Annotated in this window: 20 protein-coding genes; 8 read left to right on the forward strand and 12 right to left on the reverse strand. The window is 71.0% G+C overall.

The window, feature by feature from the left end:
* The first annotated feature begins 99 nt into the window (after positions 1-99).
* Both ISO16_RS00945 and ISO16_RS00950 read left to right on the forward strand, forming a co-directional pair.
* The gene (locus tag ISO16_RS00945) at positions 100-3,114 is read left to right on the forward strand and encodes a UPF0182 family protein (RefSeq protein ID WP_072635063.1); all 3,015 of its coding nucleotides are present in this window, start codon (positions 100-102) and stop codon (positions 3,112-3,114) included.
* Positions 3,115-3,979: 865 nt separating this feature from the next.
* Positions 3,980-4,990 carry an alpha/beta fold hydrolase gene (locus ISO16_RS00950; RefSeq protein WP_072635064.1) on the forward strand — a complete coding sequence of 337 codons (1,011 nt, stop codon included), beginning with the start codon at positions 3,980-3,982 and terminating at the stop codon, positions 4,988-4,990.
* Positions 4,991-5,440: 450 nt separating this feature from the next.
* Here the strand turns inward: ISO16_RS00950 and ISO16_RS00955 are convergent, their stop codons facing one another.
* The 12 genes from ISO16_RS00955 to pcaH all read right to left on the reverse strand — a co-directional run bounded on the left by ISO16_RS00955 (position 5,441) and on the right by pcaH (position 18,048).
* Positions 5,441-5,710, reverse strand: coding sequence for a hypothetical protein (locus ISO16_RS00955; protein ID WP_072635065.1), 270 nt, complete (start codon positions 5,708-5,710; stop codon positions 5,441-5,443).
* A gap of 4 nt (positions 5,711-5,714) precedes the next feature.
* On the reverse strand, positions 5,715-8,474 hold the full coding sequence (locus tag ISO16_RS00960) for a cation-transporting P-type ATPase (RefSeq protein ID WP_442800822.1): 2,760 nt from the start codon (positions 8,472-8,474) through the stop codon (positions 5,715-5,717).
* 55 nt (positions 8,475-8,529) lie between these two features.
* The gene (locus ISO16_RS00965; RefSeq protein ID WP_072635067.1) at positions 8,530-9,597 is read right to left on the reverse strand and encodes a potassium channel family protein; all 1,068 of its coding nucleotides are present in this window, start codon (positions 9,595-9,597) and stop codon (positions 8,530-8,532) included.
* Between the two features lie 216 nt (positions 9,598-9,813).
* The gene (locus ISO16_RS00970; RefSeq protein ID WP_072635068.1) at positions 9,814-10,593 is read right to left on the reverse strand and encodes an ABC transporter permease; all 780 of its coding nucleotides are present in this window, start codon (positions 10,591-10,593) and stop codon (positions 9,814-9,816) included.
* A complete protein-coding gene (locus ISO16_RS00975; RefSeq protein WP_006933645.1) occupies positions 10,590-11,324 on the reverse strand; it encodes an ABC transporter ATP-binding protein in 735 nt (244 codons plus the stop codon). Before ISO16_RS00975 ends, ISO16_RS00970 begins: the two co-directional genes overlap by 4 nt.
* A complete protein-coding gene (locus ISO16_RS00980) occupies positions 11,321-11,899 on the reverse strand; it encodes a TetR family transcriptional regulator (RefSeq protein ID WP_072635069.1) in 579 nt (192 codons plus the stop codon). Before ISO16_RS00980 ends, ISO16_RS00975 begins: the two co-directional genes overlap by 4 nt.
* 202 nt (positions 11,900-12,101) lie before the next feature.
* A complete protein-coding gene (locus ISO16_RS00985; protein ID WP_195886182.1) occupies positions 12,102-13,574 on the reverse strand; it encodes an ABC transporter permease in 1,473 nt (490 codons plus the stop codon).
* On the reverse strand, positions 13,571-14,485 hold the full coding sequence (locus tag ISO16_RS00990; RefSeq protein WP_072635071.1) for an ABC transporter ATP-binding protein: 915 nt from the start codon (positions 14,483-14,485) through the stop codon (positions 13,571-13,573). Before ISO16_RS00990 ends, ISO16_RS00985 begins: the two co-directional genes overlap by 4 nt.
* A 30-nt stretch (positions 14,486-14,515) precedes the next feature.
* On the reverse strand, positions 14,516-15,220 hold the full coding sequence (locus ISO16_RS00995) for a TetR/AcrR family transcriptional regulator (RefSeq protein ID WP_072635072.1): 705 nt from the start codon (positions 15,218-15,220) through the stop codon (positions 14,516-14,518).
* 65 nt (positions 15,221-15,285) lie between these two features.
* The gene (locus tag ISO16_RS01000; protein WP_072635073.1) at positions 15,286-16,524 is read right to left on the reverse strand and encodes a cation:proton antiporter; all 1,239 of its coding nucleotides are present in this window, start codon (positions 16,522-16,524) and stop codon (positions 15,286-15,288) included.
* Between the two features lie 109 nt (positions 16,525-16,633).
* Complete coding sequence (gene pcaG / locus ISO16_RS01005) at positions 16,634-17,299, reverse strand: protocatechuate 3,4-dioxygenase subunit alpha (RefSeq protein WP_072635074.1); 666 nt, start codon at positions 17,297-17,299, stop codon at positions 16,634-16,636.
* Positions 17,296-18,048 carry a protocatechuate 3,4-dioxygenase subunit beta gene (gene pcaH, locus ISO16_RS01010; protein WP_006933662.1) on the reverse strand — a complete coding sequence of 251 codons (753 nt, stop codon included), beginning with the start codon at positions 18,046-18,048 and terminating at the stop codon, positions 17,296-17,298. The genes pcaG and pcaH overlap by 4 nt, the downstream gene beginning before the upstream one ends.
* A 114-nt stretch (positions 18,049-18,162) precedes the next feature.
* Between pcaH and ISO16_RS01015 the strand changes: the two genes are divergently transcribed.
* The 6 genes from ISO16_RS01015 to ftsY are packed head-to-tail and all read left to right on the forward strand — an operon-like array spanning position 18,163 to position 26,048.
* Positions 18,163-19,110, forward strand: a complete 948-nt coding sequence (locus ISO16_RS01015) for a LysR substrate-binding domain-containing protein (protein ID WP_072635075.1) — start codon at positions 18,163-18,165, stop codon at positions 19,108-19,110.
* A gap of 19 nt (positions 19,111-19,129) precedes the next feature.
* Complete coding sequence (locus ISO16_RS01020) at positions 19,130-19,567, forward strand: OsmC family protein (RefSeq protein WP_072635076.1); 438 nt, start codon at positions 19,130-19,132, stop codon at positions 19,565-19,567.
* A 26-nt stretch (positions 19,568-19,593) separates the two neighbouring features.
* Positions 19,594-20,520: an SMP-30/gluconolactonase/LRE family protein gene (locus tag ISO16_RS01025; protein WP_072635077.1), complete on the forward strand. Its 927-nt coding sequence runs from the start codon at positions 19,594-19,596 to the stop codon at positions 20,518-20,520.
* Positions 20,517-20,807, forward strand: a complete 291-nt coding sequence (locus tag ISO16_RS01030; RefSeq protein ID WP_006933673.1) for an acylphosphatase — start codon at positions 20,517-20,519, stop codon at positions 20,805-20,807. Before ISO16_RS01025 ends, ISO16_RS01030 begins: the two co-directional genes overlap by 4 nt.
* A 25-nt stretch (positions 20,808-20,832) precedes the next feature.
* Entirely contained in the window at positions 20,833-24,468 is a 3,636-nt protein-coding gene (gene smc / locus ISO16_RS01035; RefSeq protein WP_072635078.1) for a chromosome segregation protein SMC, read from the forward strand.
* Complete coding sequence (ftsY, locus tag ISO16_RS01040; protein ID WP_072635079.1) at positions 24,465-26,048, forward strand: signal recognition particle-docking protein FtsY; 1,584 nt, start codon at positions 24,465-24,467, stop codon at positions 26,046-26,048. Before smc ends, ftsY begins: the two co-directional genes overlap by 4 nt.
* Positions 26,049-26,479: the final 431 nt, after the last annotated feature.

Below are 26,479 nucleotides of genomic sequence, written 5' to 3' on the forward strand. Positions count from 1 at the left end.
TGATGTCCCCCACCTAGAATGGGTGGACGGACATCGCGGCCGCATCGTGTGGACCCGGCCCCGTCCACCGGCCGCCGCGGTGTATGCGGGCGATCGGAGGTGGACGTGCATCCCTCCGAACCAGGGCGGTTGCTGCCGCGCCGGGCGCATCGGGCGATCGTCGCCCTTCTGGTCCTCTTCGCTCTGCTGATCGCCGGACCCCGGCTGATCGCGGTGTACACCGATTGGCTCTGGTTCGGAGAGGTCGGCTACCGGGAAGTGTGGGGCACCATCATCGTGACCCGGTTGGTGCTGTTCGCCGCGGTCACGCTGGTGGTGACCGGTCTGCTCTTCGGGGTGACGGCGTGGGCGTACCGATCGCGACCGTTGTTCGCCGTCGGCCCGGACGATCCGATCGAGCGGTACCGGATCGTGGTGCTGAGGCGCCCGAAACTGTTCGCGATCGGTATCCCGTTGGTGCTGGGACTGTTCTTCGGCCTGAGCGCACAGAGTCAGTGGGCCAGAGTGCAGCTGTTCCTCCACGGCGGATCATTCGGTAGCGTCGACGCGCAGTTCGGGTACGACGTCGGGTTCTACGTCTTCGACCTGCCGTTCTACCGGCTCGTGCTGACATGGGCGTTCCTCGCGCTGTTCCTGGCACTCGTGCTCTGCACGGCCACCCACTACCTTTTCGGGGGACTACGGCTGCCGTTCGCAACCGGCGCCGGGGACCGTCGTGGTGCCACCGGCGCGGCGGGTGCGACGACGCGCGCCGCCCGAATCCAGATCGCCGTGCTCGCCGGGAGTTTCGTCGCGCTCAAGGCGGTCGCGTACTGGTTCGACCGCTACCAGCTGCTGTGGAGCGGCCGGAAGGAACCGACGTTCACCGGGGCCGGATTCACCGACATCAATGCGGTGCTGCCGGCTCGCCTGATCCTCGTGGCGATCGCCGTGCTGTGCGCGGCAGCGTTCTTCGCTTCGATCCTGCTGGACGACCTGCGGGTGCCGTTGATGGCAACCGCGCTGCTGGTCCTGTCGTCGATCGTCGTCGGCGGGATCTTCCCGGCCCTCACGGAGCAGTTCTCGGTGCGCCCGAACGCGGCCGATCGCGAGAGCCCGTACATCGAGCGCAACATCGCCGCGACCAGGCAGGCGTACGGGATCGAGGCCGATCGCGTCGAGTACCTCGACTATCCCGGGGTCGGAACCCGGCCGCCGCGCGAGATCCCGGCCGACGTCACCACGATCGCCAACGCCCGGCTGCTGGACCCGAACGTGCTCTCGAGGACCTTCACCCAGCAACAGCAGCTGAAGAACTTCTACGGTTTCACTCCGCAACTGGACATCGACCGGTACACCATCGACGGGGAGGTCGGCGACTACATTGTCGCCGCCCGAGAACTGTCCCCGAAGAGCCTGAGCGGCAATCAGACCCAATGGATCAACCGGCACACCGTCTACACCCACGGCAACGGATTCGTGGCGGCGCCGGCGAACCGGGTCAACGCCGCCGTCCGGGACGCAGCCGCGGCCGGAAGCGGCAGCGACAGTGGATACCCCATCTACACGGTCAGTGACATCGCTTCCCAGGCCTCCGGTCGGCAACTGATCCCGGTCGAGCAGCCGCGCATCTACTTCGGCGAGCTGATCGCGGCGTCGGACCCGGACTACGCGATTGTCGGCGGGTCCGCCGGTGCGGCGCCGCGCGAGTACGACACGGATACCTCGCAGTACACCTACACCGGCAGCGGGGGCGTGCCGATCGGAAGCTGGATCAACCGGCTGGCGTTCGCGGTCCGGTACGGCGAGCGCAACATCCTGTTCTCCGGCGCCATCGGAGCGGACTCGAAGATCATCTTCGATCGCGATCCGAAGACCCGCGTGGAACGGGTCGCGCCGTGGCTCCGCACCGACGGCAATCCGTACCCGGCGGTCGTGGACGGACGGATCGTCTGGATCGTCGACGGGTACACCACCCTGGCGCACTACCCGTACGCCCAGGCCGGCGCGTTGCCCGACGCCCACGTCAGCGATACCGGCCGGCTGCTTCCGGGTGAGCCCGTCTCCTACATCAGGAACTCGGTCAAGGCCACCGTGGACGCCTACGACGGCACCGTCACCCTCTACCAGGTGGACACGAACGACCCGGTGCTCGCGGCGTGGATGGGGGCCTTTCCCGGCGCCGTGCAACCGCCGGAATCGATCACCCCGGAATTGCGCTCCCACTTCCGTTACCCCGAGGACCTCTTCGGTCTTCAACGGGACCGGCTCGCCAAGTACCACGTCGACGACCCGCGGGAGTTCTTCACCAACAACGCGTTCTGGTCCGTCCCCAGCGACCCGACCTCCGAGGCCGTGGGGTCGCAGCCGCCGTACTACGTGCTGGTCGGTGACCGGGAGAGCGCGGCACCGTCCTTCCGTCTCGCCAGCGCGATGGTCGGGTTCAACCGCGAGTTCCTCTCCGCCTACATCTCGGTGAACTCCGACCCGGACGGCTACGGCCGGATGGAGGTGCTGCAGCTGCCGACCGACACGCAGACCCAGGGGCCGCAACAGACCCAGAATTCGATGATCTCCGACACCCGGGTGGCCTCCGAACGCACCCTGCTCGAGCGGTCCAATCGGATCCACTACGGCAATCTGCTGACGCTGCCGATCGCGGACGGCGGGGTGCTCTACGTTGAGCCCCTGTACACCGAACGCCTCACCAGCACCGCCGACGGTTCGACCTTCCCGCAACTGTCGCGAGTGCTGGTCAGCTATCGCGAACCCAGCGCCGGCGGCGTCCGCGTCGGATACGCACCCACCCTCGCCGAGGCCCTCGACCAGGTCTTCGGTGCGGGGACGGGCCGGATGGCGACGGCGCCCGGCGGCGACGCCGCGACCCCGCCACCCCCCGATCCTGCGGCGACCGCTCCGCCACCCGAGGAGGGCGCGACGGTGCCGCCACCTACCGCGCCGCCCGCAGAGCCGACCCCGGAGCAGCTCACCGCTGCGGTCCTCGAACTGAACAGCGCCCTGGCTGATCTGCGCGACGCCCAGCGCACCGGCGACTTCACGTCGTACGGCGCCGCACTCGACCGGCTCCAACGTGCCATCGACAACTTCCTGGCCGCCGGGGGTAGCCTCAACTGAGGTGTTGCTGTCCGACGCTTCCAACGTGTCGTCAAGCGGCCGCGGTGCGCCGTGAGTCGGTCCGTGCGGTCTCTTCGTCGTAGGTGGTGTGATGAGCAGGGCAACCGTGGAGAATGCCGACGAGGTGGTTCGTCAAAGCACGATGTGGCGGGTGGCGCCGCCGGCACGGTGCCGGCCGTAGTAGGGGCGGGCGCCCGGCAGAGGCCTTGAGTGCAGCGAAGGCCTGCGGATAGAGCGCATCACCCAACCGCCGGTTCCGGGCGAGCACGACCCGTTTGATGCCGGAGGCTCGGGTCACCGGCGCCATGCCAGAGTAGTTTCCTCCGGGCCCGGACATCGGCCCAGCGTCCCGGATCATCCCCAATTTCTGCGAGCACCCAGGCACCGAGAACCACTCCCAGACCAGGCTGGCTCAGGTAGATCTCGGCGCCCGGGTGTCGACCAGAACCCGCCTTCACCTGTTCCTCCAGTCCGGCGGTCTGTCGGGCCATCTCAGTAGCGACGGCGACCAATGCCGAGACGGCGGCGGCGTAGGTGTCGGCCGCACCGGGTCGGGCCGGCAGTTGCTCACTGCGCAAGCAGTGACGATCTCGGTGGCGCGAGTTCGCAGGTATCGCTGTCGGCCGGCTCTGCGGAGCAGGGCCCTCGACTCGCGTGACGGTGAATGCGAGCCCCTGCTCCGGGCTTGGTGCGACGGACAGCACGGCGTGGGCGTCACGTCCGGCCAGGTCGTCGAAAGCAGCCACCGCGGCCGGGTAGTACTCGCGCAGCATCGACCGGGTCATGGACGTGTTGCGCTGCCGGGTCCAGATCGTCGCCCTCCATCCAGCCTCCGAATACCCTGGGAAAGGAGGGAAGGATCACCGTGCGATACGACGACTGGGGCGCCCGGTCGCCGCAGTGGGCGGGGTTGCGCAGCGTGTCGACGAGCGTGTGCGGCGTGCCCGTGCACTATGTCCGAGCGGAGCCCGCGTCGACCGCGCCTCCCGACGCGCCGGTTCACCTGCTGGTGCCCCCGATGACCGGTAGCGCGAGCATGTGGCTCGATCTCGTTCCTCCCCTGCGCCGCCTCGGGCCGGTAATTTCCGTCGACCTCCCGGGGACGATTGTCGGCCACACCGGCGATCCGTATCGGCATGGGCCACGCGCGGACCTGGACGCGCGCTTCGTGGCGGCCTTCGCCCGGCAACTCCACCTCGAGAGCCAGGTGCTGCTGCACGGCTGGTCGACGGGTGGCCCGGTGGCGGCGCTGGCCGCCACGATGATGCCCGAGAAGACTCGGGGAGTCGTCTTGGTGGCCCCGGCGCTGCCGTGGCGCCGGACGTCACCAGCCGAGGCATTCGGGTGGCAGACGCTGGGACGTCTCGTCGTCGCAGCCGGCCCGCCCACGGCACGCCTGGTGCTGCGACTGGCGGGCCGGCGCATACTGGACGCCAAGCGAACCGCGATCGAAGACGCGGGCTCCATCTCCGGTGGCCGGACCGACCTGCTCGGTGGAAACCCGGGCCGTGTCTCACGAGCACAGGTCGACCTGTGGCTCGATGACCTCGAGGCGGCCCGCGAGCACCCGGAACGGCTCGCAAGCACGGCCACGGCGTTCGCGTCGATCGTCAAAGCCATGTTCATCACGCAGAAGTCGACGAACGAGGCTCTCGATTCCGTGAAGATGCCCGTACTCGTGCTGTGGGGAAGCGACGATCACCTTGTCGACCCCGCGTCGCTCATGCAGCACGCCCGACGGCCGGGCTGGACACCCCGACCCTTCGAGGACGTCGGCCACCTGCTTCCCGTCGAGGCGCCCGACCTCTACGCGCAGGCAGTCTGCCAGTGGCTCTCCGACAGCCTCGAGACTCCCGGATTCGGGCGTCCTACGTAGATCGGTGTCTTCCCGACCCCAGCAGAACGGCACCGCGGAGACCAGTCTCTCACGGCTCGGGGATCGGCCTACGCGATAGCGGCCGGACTGAGGATTCCGACAGGCTCGTGAGAATCAGGCACTGACACGACGTTGAGAACCCGCAGCTCGGAAGCGCCGTTAAGTGACACCGAGCAGTGGAACCTACATGAGGGCCCTGCCGTCATCCGGCCCGCGGCCCGCCCCGTCGTTCGGCCGGAGCCGCGCCCCACAGCCGCCCTCCGGCCTCCGTCAGGCGGCCGCCGACGCGGTGGTCGCCGGGTACACCCGTTCGGCGAGGTCCGGCTTGCCCCGATGCAGGCGATGCACGTCCTCGACGGCGCACCCGCCGCGGCGCAGCGGCGCTTCGGGTGGGTCGCCGAACGCGCAAGGTGCCGGTAGGATCCGGCCGCGACGAGCGACCCGTGCTTGTCAACCGTCCGGTTGCTCGTTGTCGGCGATGCCGACGAGCCGGTCCAGTGCGTCGGTCGTGGTGGCCGCCAGTTCGAACGGGTCGAGAACGAGGTCGGCGCCGGCGGTGAGGAGCCGTTCGGAGTCCTGGCTGCCGTGGGCGGTGACGGCGACCTTGCCGTGGAACCCGTGGTGACTGCCGCAGCCGGGTCGCGAGCAAGCCTGCCAGTGCAGCGAGGGCGAGGATCGTGGCGACGAGCGGGAAGGAGTGGCAGGTCCATGAGAGGTCACCTACTCACGACTCGTCCGGCGGGGCGAGGGTCCCGGCCACCGGAAGGTCCGCGCTCCCTCGTGCGGCCCGGGCGCGCAGGGACTTGTCGACGGCGACGACGAGCACCGCGAGCGTGGCGAGGCCGACGATGCGCAACCATGCTTGCGCGTCGATCGGAGCGGTCTGGAAGAGGGTGTTCATGGCGGGCACATAGGTGATGGCGAGCTGCGCGACTGTCTGGGCGAGCACCCCGACGAGGATCCACCGGTTGCCGAAGAACCCGATCCGCCATACCGACGCCGTGAGCGAGCGGCAGCTGAAGAGGTAGAACAGCTCCACCGCCACGACGAGGTTGACGGCCGAGGTTCGTGCCTCGGCGAGGTCGGCACCGATGCCGAGCTCCCACTCGAACAGCCACCACGCGCCGCCCACGATGAGGCCGGACACCAGCAGGATCCGGGTGACGAGCGCGCCGGTCAGCAGCGGCCGCGTGGGATCCCGTGGGGGCCGGGTCATCGTGTCGGGTTCCTTCGGCTCGAACGCCAGCATGAGACCCAGTGCGACGGCGGTGGTCATGTTGATCCACAGGATCTGGGTGGGCAGGATCGGCAGGGTCGTCCCGAAGACGATCGCGGCGAGGATGACCAGGCCCTGACCGAGGCTGGTGGGAAGCACCCACACGATGAACTTCGTGAGGTTGTCGAAGACGCCGCGGCCCTCCTCCACGGCGGCCTCGATGGTGGCGAAGTCGTCGTCGGTGAGCACCATGTCGGCGGCCTCCTTGGCCACTTCCGTTCCACCGTGGCCCATGGCCACCCCGATGTCGGCCTGCCGCAGGGCGGGAGCGTCGTTGACGCCGTCGCCCGTCATGGCGACGACGTGGCCACGTTCCTGCAGGGCCCCGACCAACCGGAGCTTCTGTTCGGGGGAGACCCGTGCGAACACCCGGGCCCGGTCGACCGCGTCCGCGAGTTCCTCGGCCGGGATCGCGTCGAGATCCTGTCCGGTGAGCACGAGTCCGTCGTCGGCCTCGCCGATCAACCCGAGCTGCCGGGCGATCGCCGCTGCGGTGGCCGCATGGTCGCCGGTGATCATCTTGACCGCGATGCCGGCGACGTGGCACGCACGTACGGCGTCCACGGCGGCCTGCCGGGGCGGGTCGAGCATCGCGTGCAGGCCGGCGAACACCATCTCGCCGGAGACCACCGACAGGTCGAACTGCGCCTCCGCATCGATCGCGCGGACGGCCGTGGCCAGCACACGCAGCCCTTGCCGCGCCAGGTCCTCGGCGGCCCGGTGGACCGAGTCCCGGTCCAGGGGAAGGCGGCTGCCGTCGGAACCCATGCCGTAGCGGCAACGTTCGAGGATCCGCTCGACGGCCCCCTTGGCGAGCACGACCCGCTCACCCGTGCGGGGCTCGGCGTGCAGCGTCGCCATGAACTGGCGTTCGGAACTGAAGGGGATGGTGCCGATGCGGGGATGCCCGGCGCGGACGTCCTCGGGTGCCAGGCCGGCCTTGCCCGCGACGACGAGCATCGCGGCCTCGGTGGGATCACCGACGACGGACCACCGCCCGTCCCGCCGGTCGAGGTGTGCGTCGTTGCATCCGGCACCCGCCACGATCGTCCACCGCAGGGCCTCGTCCGAATCGGGCGCGGCCACGGCGCCGGCGGAATCGTGGACCACGCCCGCGGGCGCGTATCCCGAACCGGTCACGGAATACAGGGAGTGCACCGTCCACAGGTGGCGCACCGTCATCTGGTTCGCGGTGAGTGTTCCGGTCTTGTCCGAACAGATGACGGTCGTGCTGCCGAGCGTCTCGACGGCGGGCAGCCGGCGGATCACCGCCCGGCGCCGGGCCATCCGGGCCACACCGATGGCCATCGTGATGGTGACGACGGCGGGAAGCCCTTCCGGGATGGCGCCGACCGCAAGCGCCACCGCGGCGGTGAACGTTTCCGGCGCATCCTGACCGCGGACGAGACCGATCGCGAAGGTCGCCGCCGCCAGCACGACGATCGCCACGGTCAGAACCCTGCTGAACGAGGCCAGTTTGGCGGTGAGCGGCGTGGCCAGCACGTCCGCGGCCCCGACGAGGCGATGGATCTCCCCGAGTTCGGTCCGGTCGCCGGTCGCAACGGTGACCCCGGCGCCCGCCCCGGCCGTCACCAACGTGCCCGAGTGCACCATGTTGCGGCGATCCGCCACCGGCGTGGCAGGCGGCAGTACCACCTCGTCCTTGACGACCGGAACGGACTCCCCGGTCAGGGCGGACTCGTCGATCTGCAATTCGGCGACGCGGATCAGGCGCAGGTCTGCGGGAACCTTGTCGCCGGCCTCGAGGACGACGAGATCGCCGGGTACGAGGTCGTCCGACGGCAGGGTCTGCTGGCGTCCACCGCGGATCACGCGTGTCTGTGTGCGCACCATGGACCGGAGTGCGTTGAGCGCCGCTTCGGCCTTGGACTCCTGGACGAAGCCGACGGTGGCGTTGACCAGGACGACCGCGAGGATGACGGCCGAGTCGACGTACTCGTCGAGCCACAGCGTGATCGCCGCTGCGGACAGCAGCACATAGATGAGGGGATTGTGGAACTGGCGCAGAATCCGCCGCAGCAACCCGTGGCCCGAGGCCGCCGGCAGCACGTTGGGCCCGAATCGTTCCAGCCTGCGGGTGGCCTCGTCCGCGTCGAGGCCGCGATGCGGATCGGTCTCGTGCAGGAGCACGACCTCGTGGACCGACAGGTCGTGGTGCGTATTGACGGGCGACGGATCGACGGGCAGGACCATGATGCGACCTCCGGCATCGGTTGCGGGCGCGACGGGGGCAGGAACGGGATCAGTCCGGCACGCGCCGGACGCAGAGCAGTCGGTCGTCGGCTCCGATGGTGGCGGCCTCCGGTGATCCGACGTGCAGCCGCCGGCCGTCACGGACGATCCCGAGCACGATGTCGGTCAGGTGGCGGGGGGATTCGCCGATCTCGGCGGCCTCGGCCGCCCGTTCGGTGATGGCGAACCCGGCCTCGGGGGTGAGGAGGTCTTCGACCATCTGCACCACGCCGGGTGTGGCCGTCGCGACGCCCAGCAGCCGCCCGGCGGTTTCGGAGGCGACGACCACGGTGTCGGCCCCGGACCGGCGGAGGACGTGGGTGTTCTCGGACTCGCGAACGGCGGCGACGATCTTTGCAGCGGGCGCGAGTTCGCGGGCGGTGAGGGTGACGAGCACTACGGTGTCGTCGCGATCGGCGGCAACGACGATCGAGGTGCAGTGCGGAACCCCGGCCAGGCGCAGCACGTCCGATCTCGTGGCCGAGCCCTGCACCGTCACCAGACCCTGTCCGGCGGCGGCCTCGAGTATCAGTGGGTCGGTGTCGACGACCACGATCTCGGACGGCGGGACGCCGTCCCCGAGCATCGCGTCCACTGTGGCACGGCCCTTGGTGCGGTAACCCACGACGACCGTGTGGTTGCGCGCCCGGCGTCGCCACTGCTGGATACGGAACGCCTGCCGCGAGCTCTCGGTCAGAGCCGAGAGCGTGGTGCCGACCAGGACGATGAGGAAGAAGACCCGTAGCGGAGTGATGATCAGGATGTTGACCAGGCGAGCCTGTTCGGTGATCGGAGCGATGTCGCCGTAGCCGGTGGTCGACAGCGACACCGTCGCGTAGTAGATGCAGTCCAGCAGGGACAGCTCGTCGTCCTGGCTGTCGGTGTAGCCGTCGCGGTCCAGGTAGACGACGAGCACCACCAGGGCCAGGGCGATCAGGGCGTAGCCGATCCGGCGGACGATGGCCCGGCCGGGACTGGTCTGCAACTGCGGGACCCGCAGGACGCCCACCAGCGCGAAGGCCGGGCGTTCGGTGAGCACGTCGGCGCCCGTCAACCGAGCACGCCACCTAGCCGGCATCGTGAAATCTGTGCATGCGTGGTCGCGCGATGTTCGATGTGCTCATCCGCCGAGTACCCGGCTCGGAACCCGACCTGCGAACGTACCCTGGTCCACGGTGCCCTCCCTGGTCGTGAAATGCGAACGTCACTCGCCGACCAGACTTCCCGGCACTCCGGGCATCACCCTATCGTGCGGGCGGTCCGGATCGACGGGACTTCGGCCCCTTGGGGAGTCCTAGTGCACGAGGGCGAGCCGGCGCCACGACCACAGCGTCAGGCCCGCCGAGACGGCAGGAACGACGAGGGCGAGCGCGAGTTGCGGACCGGTGACGGAACCGGCCTGCGGTCCCGCCGCCCACAGGCCCGGAGCCGAGAACGGGAACCAGCCGCCCGCTCCGGCCATGACCGCCATCTGGGCGACGACCACCACGGCGATGATCGTCCCGACCGCGGGCAGGTATCCCCGCGCAACGGTGGCGACCCAGGCGCAGGGGAATGCGAGCCCCGCGGTGAGCAGGGCGACGGCGAGGAATCTGCCCACGAGTGCCGGCGTCCCCGGGTCGAGGGGCTCGTCGTCGACGAGCGTTCCCGCCACCACCGCCAGTGCGGCGCCCAGCGCGAGGCTGGTGGCGACCGCCCACGACAGCAGGATCAGCAGCTTTGCGGCGGCGAGGGCCGGGCGGGAGACCGGCGCGGCCCACAGACCGGTGATCGTTCCGTCGGTGAACTCGCGGCCGAAGACCCAGCCGATGACCACACCGAATCCGAGAAGCCCGCCCACCGAGACGATGGTGTCGGCTGCGGCGAACAGTCCCGCTCGGCCGCCGTCGCCGACGATGGTCTGCGCCTTACCCGCCATCACCGCGTTGGCACCGTGCACGGACTGCAGGGTCAGCACGCACATGGCCACCACCCCCGTCGTGAGAAAGGCGGTGGTGACCCATACGGGGCGTGCCCGCCGGAACTTGGCCCACTCGACCGCCAGCGCGGCCCGGATCTGCTCGGAGGTGTTCATCGTCGCGCCTCGCTGTCGCGGTACACCAGGTCGAAGAACTGCCGCTCGAGATCGATTCCGTCCGGGTCGAGGGAGCCGACGACGCGTCCCTCATTGACGGCTGTGATGCGGTCGGCCACGCGGGCGACCTCGTCGAGATGGTGGCTGGACACCAGCGTCGCCGCGCCGCGCTCCCGGCTGCGCTGCAGCAGCGTGCGCAGCAGCATGATCCCGGCCGGATCGAGCGCATTGGTCGGCTCGTCCAGGATCAGCACATCCGGGTCCGCGATCAGCGCCGCGGCCAGACCCAGCCGCTGCCGGTTGCCGAGGGAGAGTTTCCGTGCGCTGGTCCGCGCCCACCGGGACAGGACCAGTTCCTCGATCCACCGGTCGGCCGCGGCGGTGGCGCCTGCCGCGGACAGGCCGGCGAGGCGGCCCGCGATGCGCAGGTTCTGCGCGACGGTCAGTTCGGGATAGGCCAGCGGTGTTTCGACCAGGTGCCCGACGCCCGTCCAGTGCCGTGCCGGCATCGTCGACGGCGCCAGGCCCCGCACGCGCACGATTCCGTCGTCGGGCTCGATCATGCCGAGGAACAGGCGCATCAACGTCGTCTTTCCCGCCCCGTTGAGGCCCACGAACGCGTGTACCTCGCCCGCCCGCACCTCGGTGGTGACGCCCTCGAGTACCGGCGCGGAGCCGTAGCGTTTGCACACGTTCCGGCACTCGAGCACGACGTCGCCGACCTCGGTCACGGCACCTCCCGTGGCTGCCGTGAGGGACTGGCCTCCGGTGCAAGCTGGTGCAGGGCCGACGCAATCCGGTTGCCGAGAGCCTCGTCGCCGGTTTCTGCCCAGTCCGTCAGCGCCGCCATGAGTGCGCCCATGCAGGCCCCGGCGGCCACTGCGGCCTCGAGTCGTCGTGTCCCCGGTTCGGCGAGCGCGGCGGCGACGGCCTCCTGGGTGCGCAGGGTGTTCTCCCACATCCGCGCGCGCAGCCGGGGGTGCGCCGCGACGATCCGCAGGCGAGTGCGCACGTCCCCGAGATCCGTCTCGGGAATCAGCGCCCAGGCGTCGAGGATCCCCCGGCACGCCCGTTCCAGCGGGCTCCGGTCCGCCGGCTGCGCGGCCACGGCGTCCGCAATGACAGGGTCGTAGAGATCATCAAGCAGAACAGCGTCTTTGGATGGAAAGTACCGGAAGAAGGTCATGTGCGACACCCCGGCGGCGGAGGCGATCCGGTCGACGGTGACGGCGTCGTAGCCGTCCTCGGTGAACAGCTGCACCGCCGTCGCCTGGATGCGCTGCCGGGTCCGCTCGGACTTGGACACCCCATAATGTTAGCCACTAACAGTTCGGGCGATCAAGGGGGGTGCCGCCACTGCCCGGTCCACCCGGCGGGTTCTCACGTACTCACGACGTCGCGCTTCCGGAACGCGGCCAGCCCTGCCGCCGTGACGAGCGCGGCGAGAACGACGAGAGCGACGAAGGAGCCCGCGGCGAACGGTTCGAGCGGCATCTGCCGGACATGGTTCAGCGGGGAGAGGACGCCGGCGCTGTCGGGCAGGTCGAGGATCGGTCCGAAACTGCCCACCAGGTAGCCGTAGACGACCAGCACCCAGACCAGATCGAAGGCGCGGGGGCGAGACCGAACAGCGCCGCTCCGATCGCCGCGATGCCGAGGACGGCGGGGGCGTATCCGAGATGCGCCCATACCGATGCGGGCACCCGAGTCGGCTCCCCGGTGGACGCCGCGGCCCCGAGCCCGGTCCCCACGCCGGCGAGTGCGAGGAGTGCCACCACGCCCAGAGCGGTCACGGACAGCCCCGCTGCCATCCATCCGGCACGGCTCGTAGCTGTCGCCAAAACGGGCTCGATCCGGCCCGACTGCTCCTCGCCCCGCAGGCGGCGGACGGACAGGATCGCGAAGCAGGAGGCGAGGAAGGCCGTCGTGTATCCGGTCAGGCCCAGGAAGCCGTCGACGAGATTCGCGGCCGAACCACCCATGAGCGCAAGAATGTCCTCGGGCAGGTTCGCAAAGCTCTCGGCGATCGACCCGGTCAGGGAGCCGTAGAACAACCCCATCAGCGCCAGGCCCGCGCCCCACCCGGCGATGCTGCCGCGCTGCTGCCGTAGCGCCAGGGCGAACGGGTTCGCCAGCGCCGGTGCCGCCTCGGCCCGGCCCGGCCGTGGCGGCACCAGTCCGGCCCCGAGGTCGCCACGGTCCACGACACGGTACGCGGCCGCCGCGGCGGCCGCCGCGAACCCCAACGACAGGGCCAGCGGGCCCCATCGCGGATCGACGAATGCTCGCGTCTGCTGCGACCAGGCGATGGGGGACAGCCAGGACACCGCGCTGCCGTGCCGCTCCAGGACGTCGCCGACGCCCCGCACGACGAAGGCCGTTCCCAGCGCCGCTGCGGCCAGTCCTGTGGCGGTGCGCCCGTGTTCGCACACCTGGCACACCAGGGCGGTGAGCGCGGCGAAGAACAGCCCCAGCGCCGCGAACCCGGCCGCGAACAGCACCGCCCCGCCGGCGTCCACCCCGGCGGCCGTCATTGCCGCGCTGCCCGCCACGACGAGGGCGGCGTTCGCGACGACTGCGGTCGCCAGGGCCGCGGTCAGCGGGGCGCGCCGGCCCACCGCGCCGGCCAGGACGAGTTCGGTGCGACCGTTCTCCTCCTCGCCCCGTGTGTGCCGGACGACGAGGAGAACGTTCATGAACGCGGCGGCGACCAGCAGGTACAGCCCGTACTGGTTCGCGACGAACGCCTCGAGCGTGGGGTCGTCCATGCCGTAGCCGGGACCCGACATCATCACCCCTGCCGGGTTGTCGGCGAAACCGGCCACGCCGCGGAGGTCCTCGGCGGCCGGATACGCCAGCTGCAGGGCGGCGACGAAGTACGCCGCCAGGGCCGAGATGCCGATCACCCACAGCGGCAGCTTGATCCGATCCCGGCGCAGGTCGAAGCGGACGAGGGATGCGGTCCCGGTGAAGGTGTTCATCGCACGCCGCCCACGCCGGCGATCTGTCGATCGCTGCCGTAGTGGCGCAGGAACAGCTCCTCGAGCGACGGCGGTGCGCTCTCGAGGCTGCGGACGCCGTACTCCGCGAGTCGGCGGACCACCTCGTCGAGGTGACCGTTGTCGACCTCGAACACGGTGTGCCCGTGCTCGTTTCGCAGCGCGTGCACGCCCTCGGCCTGCGCCAGGCCGGACGCGTCGAGGTCGGTGCGGACCGTGATCGTCGACCGGGTGAGATGCCGCAGCTGGGCCAGCGACCCGGATTCCACGGTACGTCCGTCCCGGATGATGGTCACGGTGTCGCAGAGCTTTTCCACCTCGGCGAGGATGTGACTCGACAGCAACACCGACGAGCCGCGCTGCTTCGCTTCGGCAACACAGTCCTGAAACACCCGTTCCATCAACGGGTCGAGGCCGGACGTCGGTTCGTCGAGGACGAGGAGCTCCACGTCCGAGGCGAGTGCCGAGATCAGCGCCACCTTCTGGCGGTTGCCCTTGGAATAGGCGCGGCACTTCTTGCGCGGGTCGAGTTCGAAGCGTTCGACCAGCTCGGTGCGGCGCGCACGGTCGGCCCCTCCCCGCAGGCGGCACAGGAAGTCGATGGCCTCGCCGCCGGTGAGCGACGGCCACAGGTCGACGTCGCCCGGGACGTAGGCGAGGTGCCGGTGCACTTCGACGGCGTCGCGCCACGGATCGAACCCGAGCACGGATGCGGAGCCGCCGTCGGCGCGCAGAAGCCCGAGCAGGATCCGGATGGTCGTGGACTTGCCGGCACCGTTGGGGCCGAGGAAGCCGGCCACTTCACCGCGGCCGACGTGCAGGCTGAGACCGTCCAGCGCGGTCGTGGCGCCGAACGTCTTGGTGAGGTCGTGGACCTCGACGATCGTGTTCATGATTGTGTCCTGGGGTAGGCGGGTTCCGGATCAGGAAGGGGGAGCGGCGGATTCGCCGCCCCCGGCGCCCGCCGGCGGGTCCGGGACGTACATCAGGTAGTCGTCGAGCAGCTTGCGGCTGGTGAGCAGACCCTCGGAATACAGCTCGAGGGCCGGTGCGGTGACGGTCTCGGTCAGGTGCCGGAAGAACCCGGTGAAGTCTCCGCCCCGCAGGAGTTCCGGGTGCAGGGTCATCTGCAGCAGCATCGACCCCACGCTCATGCCGGTGAGCAGGCGGGCCCGGGCGCGGTTGTCCCGGGAGGGCCGGATCAGCCCGTTGCGTTCGCCCTCTGCGAGGTAGTCGACCACGTCGTCGACCAGGTGATCGAAGAACTCCGCCGCGCTTTCGCTGCCGGCCTGGAAGGTGCGGGCGACGTAGACGGCGAGCGGGGCGTACTGCTCGGCCCGCCCGAGTTGCGCCAGCCACGGACCGGAGTCGCCGGTGGCGAGGGTCGTCCGCTTGGAATCGCGGATCTGTCTCAGGACCCACTCGTCGCACGCACGTCGCAGGTCCTTCTTGGACCCGAAATGGTGCACGATCAACGCCCCGCTCACCCCCGCGTCCGCGGCGATGGTCCGCAGGCTCGCGTCGAAGCCGTCGCGAGCGAAACGGAGGATTGCGGCCTCCCGGATGCGCGCCGCGGACGTGAGGTCCCGGCGATCGGCTGCCGAGAGGCGACCCGGCGTTGAACGCATGGTCAGTATATTAACCGCGTGTTCAATCGTCGGCAAGAGCCGGGAGAAGGCCCGCCTCGACGCGCCTACGGCGGACCCTTCACGCGGGCGTTGTCGAGCATGCGCATCACCCTCGTCGCGCTCACCCCGTGCACGAGGACGGAGAGGACGACGGTGAAGGCGACGGCGGCCCACAGCTCCTGCTCCTGCGCGATGTCGAGCTCCGCCGCCGCGTACGCGAGGTAGTAGACGGAGCCGATCCCGCGCACGCCGAAGAAGGCCGTGACGCGGCGTTCGCGGACATCCATCTCGTCACAGCCCAGGAGCGAGACCCAGCCGACCACCGGCCGGATCACGAGGACCAGGGCGGCGCCGACGAGAACCGACCCCCACGACAACTCGGCGAGCAGGCCGGTGGTGAGGCCCGCCCCCAGCAGGAGCAGGACCGCCAGCGTGAGGACGTGCTCGAGCTGCTCGATCAGGCTGTGCATCTCGGCGTGGTACTCGTGTGCGCGTTCGATGCGCCGCATGGCCACGGCACACACGAACACGGCCAGGAAGCCGTAGCCGCCGACCAGTTCGGCGATTCCGTACACCGCGAACGTGGCGGCGAGCGCGACGATCGGTTCGCCCCGGTCGGCCAGCCGGACGTGCTCGACGGGGAAGTGGAACACCGCCCGCCCGACGAGATGGCCCGCCAGCCCTCCCACGACGGCGCCCAGGACGATCTTGCCGAGCAGCTCCCACAGCACCCAGGAGACGATCCAGTCCTCGATCGGTCCCTTCGTGAACAGGAACAGCGCGAGGTAGACGAACGGGAACGCCAGCGCATCGTTGAGGCCGGCCTCGGAGGTGAGCGCGAACCGCACTTCGTCGTCTTCGCGGTGGGAACCCTCCCCGGACGTGGGGCCCTCGACCTGCACGTCGGACGCCAGCACGGGATCGGTGGGAGCCAGGGCGGCCCCGAGCAGTACCGCGGCCGCGGGGGTGAGGGCCGCGGCCCACCAGCCCAGCACCGCGACGGCCGCGATGCCGAGGGGCATCGCGATCAGCAGCAGCCGCCGGGTGGACTTCCACGACCGCCACCCGAGGGGACGGTCGATCGCGAGGCCCACGCCCATGAGCGCGACGATCACGCAGACCTCGCTGAGGTACTCCGCCACGGCCGGGTGCCCGCCGGGAGTGAGGGCTTCGGCGTTGTCGAACAACAGCCCCAGCACCGCGCCGGCCACCAGCACGATCATCGGTGCCGAGATCGCCCGGTTGTGGAACAGCCGCGGCACGGTGACGGCGAGAAGCAGCGCGAGCCCGGCGGAAACGTAGATGATCGCGGTGTCCAGTGCCGTGGCCTTCGTTCGCTGCGACGTGGTCGGCGCAAGGATGCCCAGGCGACCGTCGTCCGAAACGCGCGCCCCCGCGCCACCCGGGTCCCGGTCAGATGTCGAAGAACACGGTCTCGATCCCGCCTTCCGGGGTGTCCTGCAGACGCACGTCGAAGGTGTAGACCACCTTGCCGTCGCGTTCGGAGCGCTTCGCGATCAGCGTGTCGCGGCGGACCTCCCACTCGATCCCGTCGAGTACGGGGTCGGCGGCGTTGGCGTCGGCCTCGTCGTCGAAGTAGACCCGGGTGTGCAGGCCGATGTTGATGCCCCGTGCGAACAGCACCATGAGGATGTGCGGGGCCTGGAACCCTCCGACGTTCGCCGGCACCGGTCCCGGTTTGATCGTCTCGAAGGTGTAGACGCCGGTGTCGAAGTCGCCGCCCGTGCGGCCCCAGCCGCGGAAGGTCGGATCGATCGCCCTGTCCTGGGTGTGTCCGTCCTGGGTGTCGCCGGGGTGGGCGTACCTGCCCGCGGCGTTGGCCTGCCAGATCTCGATCAGCACGTCGCGCACGGGCGTGCCGGTGCCGTCGAAGACGCGGCCCTCGAGGGTGATGTGCTCGCCCTTCGTCTCCGGGGTGGTCAGCACGTTGCCGAAGTTGTTGTCGAAGATGTCGAACCCGGCCTGCTGCGGTGCGAGCCCGATGTGGACGTACGGGCCGCCGGTCTGCGAGGGGGTCTCCGGGCGGCGCTCGATCATGCTGTGCGGGGAAAGGCTCATCGGGGGGCTCCGGGGAGGTTGGCGTTGTCGAAGAAGGTGGCGCGGCGGCCGCGCAGGGTGAGGTCGAAGCGGTAGGTACGCGCGTCGAAGGGGGCATTGTTGGCGGGATCCTCCTGCGCGATCAGGCTGCGCAGCTGGTCCAGCGTCGGGATGGTCTTCGCGATGGGGCAGCGCTCGATGAGCGGGTCGCCCTCGAAGTACATCTGGGTGATCAAGCGCTGCGCCCAGCCGGTGCCGTGGATCGAGAAGTGGATGTGGGCGGGCCGCCAGGCGTTGGTGCTGTTGGCCCACGGGTACGGCCCGGGCTTGATGGTGCGGAAGAAGTAGTAGCCGTTGTCGTCGGTGATCATGCGGCCGCAACCGCCGAAGTTCGGGTCGATCGGCGCGAGGTAGCGGTCCTTCTTGTGGCGGTAGCGTCCGCCGGCGTTGGCCTGCCACGCCTCGACCAGGGCGCCCTTCACCGGGTTGCCGAACTCGTCGCGGACGTAGCCGTGCACGATCAGGCGCTCGCCGATCGGCAGGCCGTCCTTGGCGAAGTTGAGGATGAGGTCGTTGTCCTTCTCGCCCAGCTCGCGACGGTCGAAGACCGGCCCGGTCGTCTCCGAGAGCGTGTTGCGCGGCGCGATCAGGGCATTGCGCGGGGAGCGCAGCACCGACGTGCGGTATCCGGGGGTGAGGGCGGGCGGGTGCTGAGTGTGGTCGCGTTCGACGAATTCGCCGGACGCGGCGCCGGGGGCGGCGATGATCATGAGGCGGTACTCCTGGGGACTGTCGCACTGCGACGGATTGGATGTGATCCACGTTATGGGTGAGCATGAGTCATGTAAATTGACGGTTTCGGCCGAATTTCATAACCTGCAGTGATGGAACGCGGTTTCGTGCCCCCGGTCGACCGGGCGTCGCGGCTCCTGGATCGCATCCGGTTGCGCCACCTCACGTGCTTCGTCGCCGTCGCCCAGGAGGGCAACCTCGGCCGGGCCGCCGGCCGGCTGCATCTGAGCCAGCCGGCGGTCACCAAGACCCTCAACGAACTCGAATCCCTGGCCGGCCTGCGCCTGGTGGACCGCGGGCGGCACGGCGCCCGGCTCACCCCCGCCGGCGAGGAGTTCCTGGGCCACGCCGTCGAGGTCACGGACGCGTTGGCGTCCGCCGCCCGTGCCCTCTCCGGGACCGGGCAGCCGGCCGTCGCCCCCGTGCGGGTCGGCGCCCTGCCCACCGTCGCGAGCACCCTGCTGCCCGGTGCGGTCACCCGGCTGCGGGACCGGCGTCCGCACGTCGGCGTGCAGATCCGCACGGCCCCGAACACCGCACTTCTGGGCGCGGTGCGCGCCGGCGAGCTCGACTTCGTCCTCGGCCGGATGGCCGACCCGGAGGCCATGCAAGGGCTCTCGTTCGAACTGCTGTACGCCGAGTCGCTGGCCCTGATCGTGCGCCCGGGGCATCCGCTGGCCGGGGGTCCGGTATCGGTGCCGGCGGTGCTGAACCACCCCCTCGTCGTCGCCACCGCCGGAACCGTGCCGCGGCACCACACCGAGGGCTTCCTCGCCCGGCACGGCCTGCGGCTGCCGTCCGGCAGCGTCGAGACCCTCGACGTCTCGGTCGCGCGCGGGCTGGTGCGCGCCGGCGACGCGGTGTGGCTGACACCCGAGCGGGTGCCGCAGGACGACCTCGACGACGGCACGCTCGTGCGGCTGCCGGTACCGACCCCGGGCACCGCCGAACCCGTCGGACTGCTGCGCCGCAGCAGCGCGGACACCCCCGTCGTCGCGGACGAGCTCATCGGGATCCTGCGCGAACTGGCCGTCGGGTGATCATGGCAGGATCTCCCGCATGGCTGAACAGACTTCCGACACGCCGACGACCGAACTGTGGGTCGAGCGCACCGGCACCCGCCGCTACACGGGCCGCAGCTCCCGAGGTGCCGAGGTCCTGATCGGGTCGGAGACCGTCGAGGGTGTCTTCACCCCCGGCGAGCTGTTGAAGATCGCGCTGGCGGCCTGTTCGGGGATGAGCTCGGACTTCCCGCTGTCGCGCCGGCTCGGCGACACCTACGACGTCACGATCCGTGTCTCCGGCGCCGCGGACCGGGAGAACGAGGTGTACCCGCACCTCGTCGAGGAGATGGCGCTGGACCTGAGCGAACTCGACGAGGAGTCGCAGCAGCGCCTCGTCGCGCTCGTCGAGCGATCCGTCGACAAGGTGTGCACCGTCGGCCGTACGCTCGAGGCCGGCACCGAGGTGACGCTGAAGATCGTTCCGGACGCGTGAGCGGTGGATCTCGGCAGGGAGGGCGGATGATTCGTACAGCGGCCGGACTCGCGCTCGCCGTGGGGTTCCTGGCGGGCGGGGCGCCGGCGACGGCCGCGCCCGCTCCGGCGGACTGCGCGCCGTGGCGGGTGGACGTCGTCGCGTCCGGGCTCGGCGTGCTCGAGAATCTCGCGTTCGACGGTCGCGGCCGGCTGCTGGCCTCGGCGTCCACCCCGGCCGGCGGCGGGTCGCTGCTGGCGCTCACGCCCGAGGGACGGGCCGACGCCGTGGTGGCCGAGGTCCCGGCGCCCGGCGGCATCGTCGTCGACGACGGCACGGCGTACTTCACGACCGGCAACGGCACCGTCTCCGGACTGCTCGGCCGCACCGACGGCACCCTGGAGGCCGTCGACCTCGACACCGGGACGCGGCGCACCGTCGCGTCGGGTCTGACCATGCCCAACGGTCTCGTCCGCCTGCCCGACGGGGACTTCCTCGTCAGCCGGAACCTGGGCAGCCCCCCGGGCCTGACGCGCGTCCCGGTCGAGGGTGGGGCCCCGGAAACGATCCGCACCGACCTCGGCTCCGTCAACGGACTCGCGGTCGACGGCGAAACCGTTTATGCGGCTACGACTTTCGATCCGACTACCCGAATTCACGCGTTGAACGCCGGCGACCTCGCCGGTCCGGTCCGGACCCTGGACCCGTCCGGGCCCGGGCCCCTCGAGACCGCCGACGATCTCGACGTCGGACCCGACGGCGCGTTGTACGTCCCGCTCAACGTCGCCGGGAAGATCCTGCGGGTCGACCCGGTCACCGGCACCGGCTGCACGGTCGCCACGGGGGTGCCCTTCGTCTCCGCGGTCGCGTTCGGCGAGGGCCCCGGCTGGGACCCGGACGTCCTCTACACCACCGGCTTCGACGGCGCCGTCCACGCCGTCCGTCCGGTCCGCAGTTCGGGGGAGCAGCCATGACGCAGTCGCCGCCGGACGCCGTCCGGCTCACCGCCTGGGTGCACGGGCGCGTGCAGGGTGTGGGGTTCCGCTGGTGGACGCGGTCGCGAGCCCTCGAACTCGGCCTCGCCGGTCACGCCACCAACCATCCCGACGGGCGCGTGCTCGTCATCGCCGAGGGCCCCCGCGACGCCCTCGAACGACTCCTCGCCGCGCTGCGCTCGGGCGAGACCCCGGGAGAGGTGCGGCTCGTGGTGGAGAGCTGGGAGCCGACGCGCGGTGACCTGACCGGCTTCGTCGAGCGGTGACGGCCCGCCGGTAAGGTTTTCGCACATGTATTTGAAGGGTCTGACGCTCAAGGGCTTCAAGTCTTTCGCGTCCGCGACGACTCTGCGGTTCGAACCGGGCATCACGTGTGTCGTGGGGCCGAACGGTTCCGGCAAGTCCAACGTCGTCGACGCCCTCACCTGGGTGATGGGGGAGCAGGGCGCCAAGGCGCTGCGCGGCGGCAAGATGCAGGACGTCATCTTCGCCGGGACCGCCGGCCGGCAACCCCTCGGCCGTGCCGAGGTCACCCTCACCATCGACAACTCGGACGGCGCGCTGCCCATCGAATACTCCGAGGTGTCCATCACCCGGCGGATGTTCCGCGACGGGGCCGGCGAATACGAGATCAACGGGAACTCGTGCCGGCTGATGGACGTGCAGGAACTGCTGTCCGACTCCGGCATCGGCCGCGAGATGCACGTCATCGTCGGTCAGGGCCGCCTCTCCGCCATCCTCGAGTCCCGGCCGGAGGACCGCCGCGCATTCATCGAGGAAGCCGCCGGAGTCCTCAAGCACCGCAAGCGCAAGGAGAAGGCGGTCCGCAAGCTCGACGCGATGCAGGCCAACCTCGCGCGCCTGACCGACCTCACCGCCGAGCTGCGCCGGCAGCTCAAGCCGCTCGGCCGCCAGGCCGAGGTGGCGCGCCGCGCCCAGACCATCCAGGCGGACCTGCGCGACGCCCGGCTGCGGCTCGCCGCCGACGACCTCGTGACCCGGCGCTCCGAGTTCGCCGACCAGGACGAGCAGGAACGCGTCCTGCGCGAGCGACTCGACCACGTCTCCGCCGAGCTCGACGACGCCAACGCCGAACTCGCACGCCACGAGGAGGCGGTCGCGCGACTCACTCCCGGCGCCGAGGCCGCGTCACAGACCTGGTTCCGGCTCTCCGCGCTCGCCGAACGTCTCGGCGCCACCGTGCGCATCGCCCAGGAACGCGCCCGCCACCTCGACACCGCCTCGGCGGTCCGCGACGGCCAGGACCCGGACGAGATGGAGGCCCGCGCCGACCGCATCGCCGAAGAGGAGGCCGAACTCCTCGAGGCCGTCGAGGTCGCCCACGGCACCCTCGAGGCCGCGAAGGAGCAGCTCGCCGTCCAGGAGGAGGCCGCCGCGGCCGCCGAGCGGGCGCACCTGGCCGCAGTGCGGGCCGTCGCCGACCGGCGGGAGGGACTCGCGCGCCTGGCCGGACAGGTCGACACCGTGCGCACCCGCGCCGAGTCCATCGACGCGGAGGTGGCCCGGCTGACCGTCGCCATCGAAGAGGCCCGGCTGCGCGGTGTCGCCGCCCAGGCCGAGTTCGAGACGGCCCAGGCCCGCATCGACGACCTCGACGCCGGCGAGATCGACGCCGACGCCCAGCACGAACGCGCCCTCGAGGCGCTGCGTCTCGCCGACGCCCGCCTGAAGGAACTGCAGGACGCCGAGCGCGCGGCCGGCAAGGAGGTCGCCTCCCTCGGGGCGCGCATCGAGGCGCTGGCGATGGGTCTCGAACGCAAGGACGGCGCCGCCTGGCTTCTCGAGCACCGCCCCGACCTGGGATTGTCGGGTCCCCTCGCGGAACGCGTCCGGGTCGAGGCCGGCTACGAGGTCGCCGTCGCAGCGGCGATGGGCCCGGCCGCGGACGCGCTGGCCGCGGATTCGGTCCCGGCGGCCGCCGCGGCCGTCGCCGCGCTGGTGGACGCCGACCGGGGCCGGGTCGCGTTCGTCGCCGGGGGCACCACCGCGCCGGCCGAGCCGGCGAGCCTGCCCGACGGGACGCGCTGGGTGCGGGACGTGATCGACTGCCCGCCGGAACTGCGCGGCGGACTCGACGCGCTGCTGGCGCGCACCGTCGTCGTGGACGACCTGCGCTCCGCGATCGAACTGTGCCACGTGCGCCCCGAACTGCGGGCCGTGACCCGGAGCGGTGATCTCGCCGGCTCGGGCTGGGTCGTCGGTGGATCCGGGCGCGCGCCGAGCACCCTCGAGGTCCAGGCCGCGATCGACGCCTCCCGCGCCGACCTCGACCGCGCGGTCCGGCGCTCCGAGGAACTCTCGGCGGCTCTCGCCGGCGCCCTGGCCGAACAGGCGGCCCGCGCCGAGGTGGCCGAACAGACCCTCGCGGCCCTCAACGAATCCGACGCCGCGATGTCCGCGGTGTACGAGCAGCTCGGCCGGCTCGGGCAGGCCGCGCGCGCCGCCCACGCCGAGTCCGAGCGCCTCGCGGCGCAGCGCACCAACGCCGAGACGGAGCGTGACACGGCCCGCCGCGAGGTCGTCGAGCTCGAGGAGCGGCTGCGGCTGGCCGAACAGGAACAGAGCGACGCGGGCGCCGATCCGGGCACGGACTCGACGGCCGTCGACCGGGAGGTCGCCGCCGCTGCCCTCGCCGAGGTCCGGGCCGTCGAGATGGAGGCGAGGCTCGCGGCCCGCACCGCGGAGGAGCGCGCCCAGGCGCTGCGCGGCAAGGCGGACTCGCTGCGCCGCGCAGCCCAGGCCGAGCGCGAGACGCGGGCCCGGGCCGAACGGGCACAGCGCGCCCGCAAGCAGGCCGCGGCCGTCGCCGCGGCCGTGGCCGAGTCCGGCGCCCGGGTCGCGGCCCACCTGGACGAGGTGGTCGCCGCGGCCTCCGCCCACCGGGACGAGCTGACCCGTCAGCGCGCCGAGCGGGCCGAACAGCTCGACAAGGTCAAGGAGCGGGTGCGCGACCTCTCCGCGCAGCGGGCCCAGCTCACCGACGCGGTGCACCGGGACGAGGTCGCCCGCGCGCAGGCCGCGCTGCGGATCGAACAGCTCGAGCAGGCCGTCGTCGAGCAGTACGCCATCGCGCCCGACGATCTGGTCGCCGAGTACGGCCCCGAGGTGCCGCTGCCACCGTCCGACCTCGAGATCGCCGAGTTCGAACAGGCGCGGGAACGCGGAGAACAGGTCGTCGCGCCGCAGCCGCAGCCGTACGACCGCGCCACCCAGGAGCGGCGCGCCAAGCGTGCGGAGAAGGACCTGACGACCCTCGGCAAGGTCAACCCGCTGGCGCTCGAGGAGTTCGCCGCGCTCGAGGAGCGGTACAACTTCCTCGCCACGCAGCTCGAGGACGTCAAGAACGCCCGCAAGGACCTGCTCGGCGTGGTCGCCGACGTCGACGCCCGCATCCTGCAGGTGTTCACCGAGGCGTACGCGGACGTCGAGCGCGAGTTCGAGCAGGTGTTCGCCAAGCTCTTCCCCGGCGGCGAAGGCCGCCTCGTGCTGACCGATCCGTCGGACATGCTCACCACCGGCATCGAGGTCGAGGCCCGGCCGCCGGGCAAGAAGGTCAAGCGGCTGTCGCTGCTCTCCGGCGGCGAGAAGTCGCTGACGGCGGTGGCCATGCTCGTCGCCATCTTCCGGGCCCGGCCGTCCCCGTTCTACGTCATGGACGAGGTGGAGGCCGCTCTCGACGACACCAACCTGCGCCGGCTCATCGGGCTGTTCGAGCAGCTTCGGGAGAAGTCCCAGCTCATCGTCATCACCCACCAGAAGCCGACGATGGAGATCGCCGACGCCCTGTACGGGGTCAGCATGCGCGGCGACGGCATCACCCGCGTCATCTCGCAGCGGATGCGTGGTCAGGATCTTTCTCGCCCAGAGCTGAGCGCGGCCGTTGCGCCTGACAGTATGGGGGCGTGAGTACCGGAGCCTGGATAGCCATCGCGGCGGCACTTGCCGTCCTCCTCGTCGCGCTCGTCGTCGGCCTGACCCTGTACCGGAGACGGCGAGTGTCGCTGACGGCCGAGCAGACGCCGCAGCTCGGCACCGCCGAGCAGAAGGATCGTTCCGGCGGTTACAAGGCCGCGGGCGGCTTCAGCTTCACCCAGGGGGCGACCGCGACCGCGCCGCCCCAGCCGGTCGAGCGGCCGGTTCCGAGACCGCCGGTGGTCCCGGAACCGCCCGCGTCCCCCAAACCGCCGGTCGCTCCGGAATCGACGGTGGTGCCGGAACCGAAGGTCGTGCCGGAACCGAAGGTCGTGTCACTGCCCCAGGAGGTGTCGGAGGCTCCGGCGCCGACGGTCGAACCCCGGGTGGAGCCCGAGCGGGCCCCGGAGGCCGGCGCCGCCCCCACCGTGGAACCGGCCCCCAGGGTCGAGCCCGTCCCGGGCGTCGAGCCGGAGACCGCCCCGGCGCCGTCCGAGGTCGTCCCGCCGGTCGAGGAAGTTACGCCGGTCGAGGTCGTCCCGCCGGTCGAGGAAGCTCCGCCGGCACCCGCCGTCGAACCCGAGGTGGCCCCGCCGCCGACCGCCGAGCCCGAGGTAGCGGCTGTCCCGCTCGTTCCCCCGATCGAGGAGATCGCCCCGACCGAGGGCCGGCTGGACCGGTTGCGCGGCCGACTTGCCCGGTCGCAGTCGGCGGTGGGCAAGAGCCTGCTCGGCCTGCTCGGCGGCGGCGACCTCGACGAGGACTCGTGGGAGGAGATCGAGGACACCCTGCTGATCGCCGACCTCGGTGCCGCCACCACCACCCAGATCGTCGAGCGGCTGCGGGTGCAGATGGCCGCCCGCAGTGTGCGCACCGAGGCCGAGGCCAGGGCCGTCCTGCGGGACGTGCTGGTCGAGGCGCTGCACCCGGAGCTGGACCGGTCGATCAGGGCGCTGCCGCACCAGGATCACCCGGCGGTGCTGCTCGTCGTCGGGGTCAACGGCACCGGTAAGACCACCACCACCGGCAAGCTCGCTCGGGTCCTCGTCGCCGACGGCCGCCGCGTCCTGCTGGGCGCCGCCGACACCTTCCGTGCGGCCGCCGCCGACCAGTTGCAGACGTGGGCCGAGCGGGTCGGCGCCGAGGTCGTGCGCGGCAAGGAGGGAGGCGACCCGGCCGCGATCGCCTTCGACGCCGTCGCCAGGGGCACCGATCAGGGTGTGGACGCCGTGCTCATCGACACCGCCGGCCGGCTGCACACCAAGACCGGTCTGATGGACGAGCTCGGCAAGGTCAAGCGGGTCGTGGAGAAGAAGGCCGCGGTCGACGAGGTGCTGCTCGTGCTCGACGCGACGATCGGGCAGAACGGCCTGATGCAGGCGCGCGTGTTCGCCGAGGTCGTGGACATCACCGGCGTGGTGCTGACCAAGCTCGACGGCACGGCCAAGGGCGGGATCGTCTTCCAGGTCCAGCACGAGCTCGGGGTCCCCGTGAAACTCGTCGGTCTCGGTGAGGGCGCGGACGACCTCGCGCCGTTCGAGCCGGGCGCATTCGTCGACGCCCTGCTGGGCTGATCCACCGCACCACCGCCAGCTCACCACCGGCCACCCGGCCTCCGACCGGGTGGCCGGTTTTGGTCACGGAAAGGTCACAAATCGTCACTCGGTTCCCATCTGCCACTCCGGTTCGGTAGAAACAGGTGCCGGACGGATCCCGCGGGGCGGGTGGCGACGGGGAAGCAGCGACGAGAGGCTCCTGCGGGAGCTCGCCGCGCTGGCCACCCGGCCCCGCCGGGTCCGTCCCGGCTCGGGTCGCGATCCGTCCCGATCCACCCCCTCCCGGCTCGCGGGAGCACCGCCGCGAAACGCCGTGCGACGGACCCGGTTCGGCGGCCGGCGCCGGTGGATGAGCCACGAAACAGGAACGAAACACATGTCCGATTTGCGTTCACTCCGCTGAAACAGCGCGGCGCTCCGGCCGAAACATCACCACAGCATTCTTCTCT

The sequence above is a fragment of the Rhodococcus sp. M8 genome, from assembly GCF_015654185.1.
Classification (GTDB): Bacteria; Actinomycetota; Actinomycetes; order Mycobacteriales; family Mycobacteriaceae; genus Rhodococcus; species Rhodococcus aetherivorans.